This is a genomic window from Clostridium sp. (genome assembly GCF_026168755.1).
Classification (GTDB): Bacteria; Bacillota; Clostridia; order Clostridiales; family Clostridiaceae; genus Clostridium.
On record NZ_JAPFDR010000106.1, the window covers coordinates 1 to 1,761 of the forward strand.

Genomic DNA, 1,761 nt, shown 5'->3' on the forward strand with positions numbered 1-1,761 from the left:
TCTTTATTTAGTTTTAGTGGTACAAACTTTACAAAGGGTAATACATTTATATTTGGGCATAACATGGCTAGTAGTCAAATGTTTGGTGAACTTAGAAAATACTTATCTTCAGACTTTTTAGAAGAACATAGATATATCTATGTATATACAGAAAGAAAGGCTATGAAATGTGATATATTTTCAATATTTATTACTAATGAAAGTGATGATGTGTTTAATGGAGAATATGAACTTGGAACTGTAGAATATATAGATTTGCTTTCAGAATTAGTTAGTAGAAATAAATATAGTAATAATAAGTTGGAAAAGAGTATTATGGAATATTCAACAAAACAAGTTTTTAATCTAATAACTTGCTACGGAAGAGAAGGTACTTCTGATAGATTACTTGTTAATGGAATAGTTTTAGAAGAAAAAATAAGATAAATGAAGAAGGTGTTCCTAGGGGACACCTTTTAGTTATAAGAGAAAGTAATATAAAGATGAAATAAAAAATGTATCCCCGAAGAACACTTTTTTATTGTTAAGTAAGTTAACTAAAGTAAGTGATCTTATGCTTATTTTAGTTAATTTATAAAAGGTAATTTAAAGGAGGTAACATATGAAATGGAAAAATCCAACTAGGAAGCAAAAAATTATGATGAAAGAAAGCAAGTTAAATCCTGATAATTGGGTAGTATTAAAAGTTTTTAGCGATAGGATTTGTATTCAACATAAAGTAAGTAAAAAAATTAGGGAGATATAAATGCAAAAAAATCTAATAAATTGGATAAATAATTATATAGATAAAAAAATGAAAGAAGGAAGAAAATTTATTAATAAAATAAATATTAAATAAAAAAAGTAGATATTAAAAGAAATGAATGAGAATTATGATGTTTATGAGTGTTATATCAATAGTTTTATCAGTATGTGGAGTTGCAAGTGTAGCTTGTGTTATTGTAGGAGCAAAATCGGAAAAAAATATTTAAAAAGTGTTCCCAAAGGACATATTTTTGAAGGAATAAATTGGTTAATAAGATAAAAAGATGTCCCTGAAGGACATCTTTTATTATTAGGTAAGTTAAATAAAGCAAGTATTTTTATACTTATTTTATTTAGGTTATAAGGTAAATAAAATTAAAATACATATTTGGAGGAAAAGACATGGAGAGAATAAAGGTAGCGATAAGAATTACCGAGGAAATAAGAATAAAGTTAGAAGAGTATATAGTTATAAATGGTTTGCATAGACAAAAAATAAGATATAATCAATTAGCAGAGCAAATAATAAGGGATTGGTTGAAGAATCCAAAGTTAAATAAAGAGAAAATGCTTTATGGTACATCAAGTAAAACTAGGGGAGCTAGGGTAAGTATAAACTTAACGGAAGAAGAAAATATAAGAGCATATGAAATATATGTAGCTGAATACATAAGAGAGTGTAGAAGTTTAAATATATTATTATATAATGTTTTGTTGCAGTTTGTTGATAATAATTTTAGTGATTTTGAAATATAAGAAAGTAGACCAAACGGAATATTAAGTAACGGAACAGAGTGAGTAAGTTAATGTGTAGTGCGGTAGAAGCTTAAAGTGTTCCTGGGGAACGCTTTTGGAAAGGAAGTAATATGGGGAAAAGCAGATAGATATATAGAAAAACAAAAGTGTCAAAATAGTCAACTTAACCCTTTTAAAAACAGAAAGAAGTATGATTTTATAGAGATGATAGAGCATAGTAAAAATCAAAATAGATTCGTAAATAGAATCATAAATAGAAAA

At 26.1% G+C, this 1,761-nt stretch carries 4 protein-coding genes; all 4 read left to right on the forward strand.

The window, feature by feature from the left end:
* The coding region (locus Q0Y03_RS15405; protein ID WP_297714665.1) for a class B sortase at positions 1-426 on the forward strand (426 nt) is incomplete at its 5' end.
* Between the two features lie 175 nt (positions 427-601).
* A complete protein-coding gene (locus Q0Y03_RS15410) occupies positions 602-745 on the forward strand; it encodes a hypothetical protein (RefSeq protein WP_297714666.1) in 144 nt (47 codons plus the stop codon).
* A 401-nt stretch (positions 746-1,146) separates the two neighbouring features.
* Positions 1,147-1,500, forward strand: coding sequence for a hypothetical protein (locus tag Q0Y03_RS15415; protein ID WP_297714667.1), 354 nt, complete (start codon positions 1,147-1,149; stop codon positions 1,498-1,500).
* Positions 1,501-1,575: 75 nt separating this feature from the next.
* Positions 1,576-1,761 (forward strand): hypothetical protein (locus Q0Y03_RS15420; protein WP_297714668.1); only part of this gene is annotated, 186 nt, incomplete at its 3' end.

What these genes read in the sequence shown, in the direction of transcription:
- Q0Y03_RS15410 (WP_297714666.1), top strand. Translation starts at nt 602, where the DNA reads ATGAAATGGAAAAATCCAACTAGGAAGCAAAAAATTATGATGAAAGAA.
- Q0Y03_RS15415 (WP_297714667.1), top strand. Translation starts at nt 1,147, where the DNA reads ATGGAGAGAATAAAGGTAGCGATAAGAATTACCGAGGAAATAAGAATA.